Below are 6790 nucleotides of genomic sequence, written 5' to 3'. Positions count from 1 at the left end.
AGTATATTTTATATCAGACAAGACGTCAGACTCTGCCCATAGTGGTGCTATCGGCAGATTCTGACAACGCAGTATGATGGAAAATAGGCTAGCATACTGGTTCTATTATTTTTTTGAAGATGCCTAAATTCAAAACTATCACTATATAAATTGTAAGCAAAATCAAAGATATAATCAATAAAATTAACATAGGTTTAAAAGTTATACTTATATAATTCATAATTCACAATGCAAAATTCAAAATTGTGGATATTTCTCAGCAAAAGCTGAGAAATTTAAAATTGATTTGTTTTTGAAGTGATGTAGTCACTTCTTATAAAGAACTAGATGCTGTAATATCTCCATAGTACTAGCTGAATTTATTAGTCTTGTTCCAAACTATACTGCACCCTTATACAATTGAAAATTGAATATTGAGAATGGAGAATTATTGATACTTCTTCTTTATAGAAGAAGTTTTGAGTTGATTTATTTTTCAAGTAATAAACTCACTTTTATTTGAAAATCTATTTGAAGAAATTAATTTCAACCTTAATTGTGAATTTTGAATTGTGCATTATTTTAAGTTCTGAATTAAATAAATCTAATTTCAATAATAGTGTATATTATTTTTAAAAATAGTATCACCATATATGATTGCCAATATTTTTTATATCAATACTTTTAAATAGGAAAATGCTATGAATTAATCATAGCATAAACCTATTATTCAACAACCTTTACATTTTTTTCTCCAAAGGTTTCTTTCAATATTTCTATTGTATCGTATTCGTTACTAAGCCATGCAGATTTATCCATTAGATAGGATTTTCTATCATCTGCTGTACATAGATATACTGGAGTGTTTCCTTTAAAGGCTTTAAGTCCACTTTTTATTTCATTAGCAGTAGGAGTAAGCAAAGTTTTGTCTTTAAGTAAAATATAGATCTTATCCTTATTGATATTAATAAGAGGCTTTATTTCCTCACATAATATTTTAGTTTGCTCATCTTCTCTTACTGCCACTCTCCCCTTTACAATTACAATTTCATCCTCATTAATCAGATTTTTGCAGTTTTCAAAGGTTTTAGGAAATACTACAATTTCCATAGCGCCATATAAATCTTCTAAAGTGATAAAAGCCATCATAGTATTATTTCTAGTCACTTTTCTACTTACGGCAGAAATTAAACCTCCAATTATGACTTTATCCCCATCGCTAACCTTAAGATTTTGTTCATCTAATTCTACTCCATCTTCAAAGCCATCTTCTAAAAGTAAATCTGAGATATTATGACTTGTTTGAACTTTTAAAGATTTTTCATATTCATCAAGTGGATGACCGGATAAATAAATCCCCGTCATTTCCTTCTCCATAGCTAATAGGTATTTTTTATTAAATTCCTGTATTCTAGGATACTCTACCTCAAAATTTTTCTCTTCTAAAATATCTTCAAAAAGACTTATTTGTCCTTTAACATTTCGTTTTTTCTCATTGTGAATTCCATCTAGAACTTTTTCAAATACTGCTGATAATTGTGAACGATAAATACCTAAAGAATCAAAAGCTCCTGCTTTTATTAAGCTTTCAACAGCTCTTTTATTTACTTGTGTAGTGTCTATTTTATTACAAAAATCCATGAATCCAGTAAACTCACCTTTTTCTTCTCTATATTTTACTATGGATTCAATAACATTCTCCCCAACGTTTTTAATAGCAGAAAGTCCAAATCTTATAGTTTTATCTTTAACAGTAAAATCAGAATAGCTTTCGTTAATATCCGGTGGAAGCACACTTATGCCTAATTGGTTAGCAAATCTTATGTAATAAGCAACCTTTTCATTACTTCCTTTAACACTATTAAGCATTGCTGCTATAATTTCTGTTGGATAATAATACATCAAATAAGCAGTTTGATATCCAACAACTGCGTATGCCGCTGCCTTTTCCTACTCTTACTTTCATAAGCCTATATTTAATATAGTTGTAGGCTGGACTATACCACGTACTAAATGCTTAGTACCTCCTATTATAGTCTCTGAACGTCTTTCCCATGTAATCTTTCGTATTTTCTCATCATTCCAAAAGGTTTCTCTTATGGTATTACCCTCATCCCTAAGCTTATATATTTTTTTAATAGATCGCTTATCTAAAATAATACCATCTCCTAAAAGACATTTTTATTGGGAAATTTCGCTGCTGATAACCCATTTTATTTTATGTGATTTCACAAAATAAATACTTAGAATTTACTCATATATCATCTACTTAATTTTTTCTGACTTTCGTCCACCATCACATCTGCCTTTACAAGCTATGTTGTGGTTTAAGTAGCTTTAGGGCTTCCCAGCAATTTAAGGAGTTTTTAACTATACATCACTATATAGTGCCACACTAAATTTATAATTTATGGCTTTTATTGAACGCATAACTTGCAAAATCCATCATTTGGTCAAATATCTTATTTGCTGCATCTTCTGATATATCATTTCTTAAACAACCAGGTACTTCTATATCTCCCTCATCATTTACTATTCCATAAATAAAATTCTTTCTTTCCTCTTCCATGACCTTGTGCTTTTTCTTAGACATAGCTCTTCGCACTAAGTCACTTCTTCCCAGGGAATAACCCCCTAATTTCCTAACTATTTCCATAACCTGTTCTTGGTAGACCATTACCCCATAAGTAACATTAAGTATTGGTTCTAGTTGCGGTGTTTCATAGGTTACTCTGTTTGGATTTTTTTTGCTTTCTACATATCTTGGTATTTCTGCCATTGGACCGGGTCTATAAAGACTTATTCCCGCTATAATATCCTCTAATGAGTCAGGCTTTAGTTCTTTCATAAAGCTAGTCATACCTGATGACTCTAGCTGGAATACTCCTGCAGTTTTACCTTCTCCTATCATTTTGTAGACTTTCGTATCTTCAAAATCTATTTTATCTAGATCAATATCAATACCTCGATTTTGTTTAATATAATTAACTGCATCTCTCATTACTGTTAAAGTACGAAGACCTAAGAAATCCATTTTTAAAAGGCCTAGTTCTTCTAAAGTACCCATAGTAAATTGAGTTACAATCATTTCCTCATTTTTTTGAAGAGGTACATAACTTACAAGAGGCTGAGATGCTATAACTACTCCTGCAGCATGAGTTGAGCTATGTCTTGGTAGACCTTCTAAATCTCTTGCCACATCAATTAATTCCTTAACTCTCATGTCGCCTTCATAAGCTTCTTTAAGTTCAGGATTCATATTTAATGCTTTATCAATAGTTATATTTAAAACTGTAGGTATCATTTTAGCTATTCTATCTACTTCTGCGTAAGGATAATTCATAGCTCTACCTACATCTCTAATGCAAGCTCTAGCTGCCATTGTTCCAAAGGTTATAATTTGAGATACATTATTAACCCCATATTTTTCAACAACATAATCAATAACCTTTTGCCTGCCTTCGTAGCAGAAGTCACTGTCAATATCTGGCATACTTACTCTTTCTGGGTTTAAGAACATTTATTGTTAACCGCAGGCTCTTTATCCTACGCTCTGGAGATTTCTCTCATTTTCATCAGCTAGTCATTTCTAGCTCAGTTTGGACTATATCATCTTAGCAAACCTTAAATGTTTCCTTTTTATATATAAACTATCATCTTTATATATGTAATTATAGAATTTTTTAATGGATTCTTTCTTATATATTTTTACATAGAAATTATCGCTTCTTCTTGAGTCGGCAACCAATGTATTTTCAATATCATTATTAAATAATACATTACGAAGTTGCTCTGCAAATTTAATACTTCCTGTAGTAAAACTACAGTTTATATATTTATAATACTTTACTTTTTTATTTATAATTTGTTTAGTTTTATTTACATATACACTGCCATCACCATCAAAATATCCTCTAATAAAATGACTCATTAAATTATTAGGCAATACGGGTAGCATAATACTTTTAGATTTTCTTTCAATTAATCCAAGTTCTTTTAAAAAATTTACGTCAAACTCATTAGTAGTTATAACTGAATAAGAAAACTCTCTGCCTTTAGGATGCTTATATTTATACAACTTTTTAGTTGGACAGATAAATTTATTTAAACACTCCATTAAATCATATTCGTTCATAGTTATAGTAATTCTATACCTATTTGAGTGCTCATCAAAACTCAAACATCCATCTGAGTATATTAATCCAAGCACATATGCATTAAAAGTATTCATTCCAGCAGTGTATAAACTATTATCATGCACTTTTCTTTTTGTAGCGTTAAAACTATTAGCACAACTTCTACTACAAAATTTTCGTATTTTAGAATCCGCATTAAAATTTTCATTACATTTTAGACATTTTTTTAACATTTAAATCACCTACATATACAAATCAGTAATATTATTATCTTCAATACTATAAATCTGTATACGAATATATGTTTGCTAAGCTCGGCACTCGTGGAGGATATTATTATTTGGCTATTCAATCCTCTAGTCTCTGAACCTTTCTAGTACTTTTATGCCTTTCCTAGACTTGGCTGCTGATTAGCATGCATATTTTTTCTGTTTAGCCTTCCAGCAATTCACCGAGTTTAACTAGCGCATCTTACTTCACGCTCAAAGAGTAAGCCATATTTTATTGGATCTATTTTTGTTATTCCTAAGGTATAGGCTACTATTGATCCTGCTGCTGAACCTCTTCCTGGTCCAGTTGGTATTCCATTTTCGTTGGCAAATCTTATAAAATCCCAAACGATTAAGAAATAATCAACATAACCCATTTGATTTATGATACCTAGCTCATATTCTAGCCTATCAACTATTTTTTTCCCCTCATCGTCCTCGTTAGTGATTTTTATAACTTCCTCAAAATCAAAAGGCTTTTCTACTAAAGATTTAAAAGCTTCATACCTCTCAAAGAGACCACTATAACAGGTTTCTTTAAGATAATCATAAGGGTCTACCCCCTCTGGTAATGGAAATTTAGGTAATTTTGATTTGTGAAATTCATAATCAAAATTACACTTCTCTGCAATTTTCACTGTATTCTCTAACGCCTCTGGAACATATCCAAAGATTTTTTCCATTTCCTCAGGAGATTTTAAATAAAACTCATTGGAAGGATACTTCATTCTCTTTTCATCTTCCATTGTTTTTCCCGTTTGAATACATAATAGTATTTCATGAGATTTTGCATCCTCTTTATTTATGTAGTGAACATCATTGGTACATATTAATGGAATATCACATTCTTTTGATAGTTTAATTAATTGTTCATTAACTCTTAACTGCTCATCCATGCCATGATATTGAAGTTCTAAGTAAAAATCTCCATTAAAGATTTCTTTAAATCTTAGTGCTGCTTCTTTTGCTTTTTTCTCATTATTTTGAAGTAAATAAGATTGAACCTCTCCTCCTAAGCAAGCACTACTTGCAATAAGCCCTTCACTATGAGCTTTTAAGAATTCATGGTCAACTCTAGGCTTATAATAAAATCCCTCTATGGATGCAGTAGAAACAATCTTCATCAAATTTTCATATCCGACTTCATTTTTTACCAACAATACTAAGTGATTGGTTTCATTTTCACTATTAGCATCCTTAATATGCATAGATTTAGATGCAACGTAGATTTCACATCCTATAATAGGCTTAATACCTTCTTCTTTTGCAGCCTTATAGAAATCAACACAACCATACATAGTTCCATGGTCCGTAATGGCTATGGTTTTCATGCCTAATTCTTTGACTCTTTGCACCATTTTACTTATCTTTCCTGAGCCATCTAAAAGACTATATTCTGTATGGACGTGAAGATGAGCAAAGCTGCCTAAATCTATTCTTTCTTCATTGTTTTCCATATAGTTTTATCACATCCTATTCTTTTAGTTTACCTCTCACTATTAACCTTTGTTTTCCATCCTCTGTGCATGTAACTAAAGTTATAGTAGCATCCTCTGTAGGATTTAATACTTCTAGTGCATCTTCATTTACCACTTCCATGCCACTAACTATATATATATAAGTATTCTCATGAGTTCTAACTTTAATCTCATCTTTATCAGTTAGTTTATGAACATTTAAAAAGAACTCTCCAGTGGTATAGTTTCTATGACCAGCTACTGCAAAATTTCCTTTTTTACCTGGCATTGCAGTGTTTTTAAAGTGACCTACAGCGTAATTAAGTATATCCATTTCTGTTCCTTCTTTAACTGCTACTTGCAACTTTATCTTAGGTATTTCCATTATAGCAATAACATCATCAGTAAGAGGAATTTCTTCTTCTTTTTTATCTTCCTGTTTTTTATTTTCTTTAGTTGTCTCATTATTACTATCTTTAATGTGATTTAAAGCTGATTCAAAGTTTTCTATCATTTCTTTTTGTTTATTATTAGTTTTAACCTTATTATGAATTCCATAACCAACCATCGAAATTCCTATAACCAATAATACTATACCAAAAATTTTAAAAACTTTGTTTTTCATAGTTCTACCTCATTTCTAGTCTTTAGGAAAACTCTATGACAACCCAATTATCATGAAAACCTATAGACATGTCTGGTGCAAAATATAATACCTATTTTTAACTAGTTATTTTCTTTTATATGTCTTAATTAATTATACTATAAATGATTAATATACCATAGCTTTAACAATGGAAAATTGACAATTGACAATGGAGAATTATTGATATTTCTCAGCTATCGCTGAGAAATTTAGAATTAATTTATTTTTGAAGTTACACAGTAGCTTCTTATAAAAAACTAGCAATTATATTGCTAGTAAAAAATTATTTAAAGAAATTAGTTT

Annotated in this window: 2 protein-coding genes and 3 pseudogenes; all 5 read right to left on the bottom strand. The window is 30.3% G+C overall.

What is annotated here, in order from left to right; all coding sequences use genetic code 11:
* Positions 1-705: 705 nt before the first annotated feature.
* Positions 706-1923: pseudogene (locus B3603_RS12625) on the bottom strand (OB-fold nucleic acid binding domain-containing protein); the annotation flags it as partial.
* A 466-nt stretch (positions 1924-2389) separates the two neighbouring features.
* Positions 2390-3496, bottom strand: a pseudogene (dnaE, locus tag B3603_RS12620) (DNA polymerase III subunit alpha); the annotation flags it as partial.
* Positions 3497-3583: 87 nt separating this feature from the next.
* The gene (locus B3603_RS12615; RefSeq protein ID WP_291565400.1) at positions 3584-4348 is read right to left on the bottom strand and encodes an LAGLIDADG family homing endonuclease; all 765 of its coding nucleotides are present in this window, start codon (positions 4346-4348) and stop codon (positions 3584-3586) included.
* A 245-nt stretch (positions 4349-4593) separates the two neighbouring features.
* Positions 4594-5841 (bottom strand): annotated as a pseudogene (gene dnaE / locus B3603_RS12610) (DNA polymerase III subunit alpha); the annotation flags it as partial.
* A gap of 16 nt (positions 5842-5857) precedes the next feature.
* Positions 5858-6466: a class D sortase gene (locus tag B3603_RS12605; protein WP_291565397.1), complete on the bottom strand. Its 609-nt coding sequence runs from the start codon at positions 6464-6466 to the stop codon at positions 5858-5860.
* Positions 6467-6790: the final 324 nt, after the last annotated feature.

The sequence above is a fragment of the Clostridium sp. UBA2485 genome (assembly GCF_002341865.1).
Lineage (GTDB): Bacteria > Bacillota > Clostridia > Clostridiales > Clostridiaceae > Clostridium_J.
This window is presented reverse-complemented; position numbering and strand designations above follow the sequence as displayed.

What these genes read in the sequence shown, in the direction of transcription:
- B3603_RS12615 (WP_291565400.1), bottom strand. Translation starts at nt 4,348, where the DNA reads ATGTTAAAAAAATGTCTAAAATGTAATGAAAATTTTAATGCGGATTCT.
- B3603_RS12605 (WP_291565397.1), bottom strand. Translation starts at nt 6,466, where the DNA reads ATGAAAAACAAAGTTTTTAAAATTTTTGGTATAGTATTATTGGTTATA.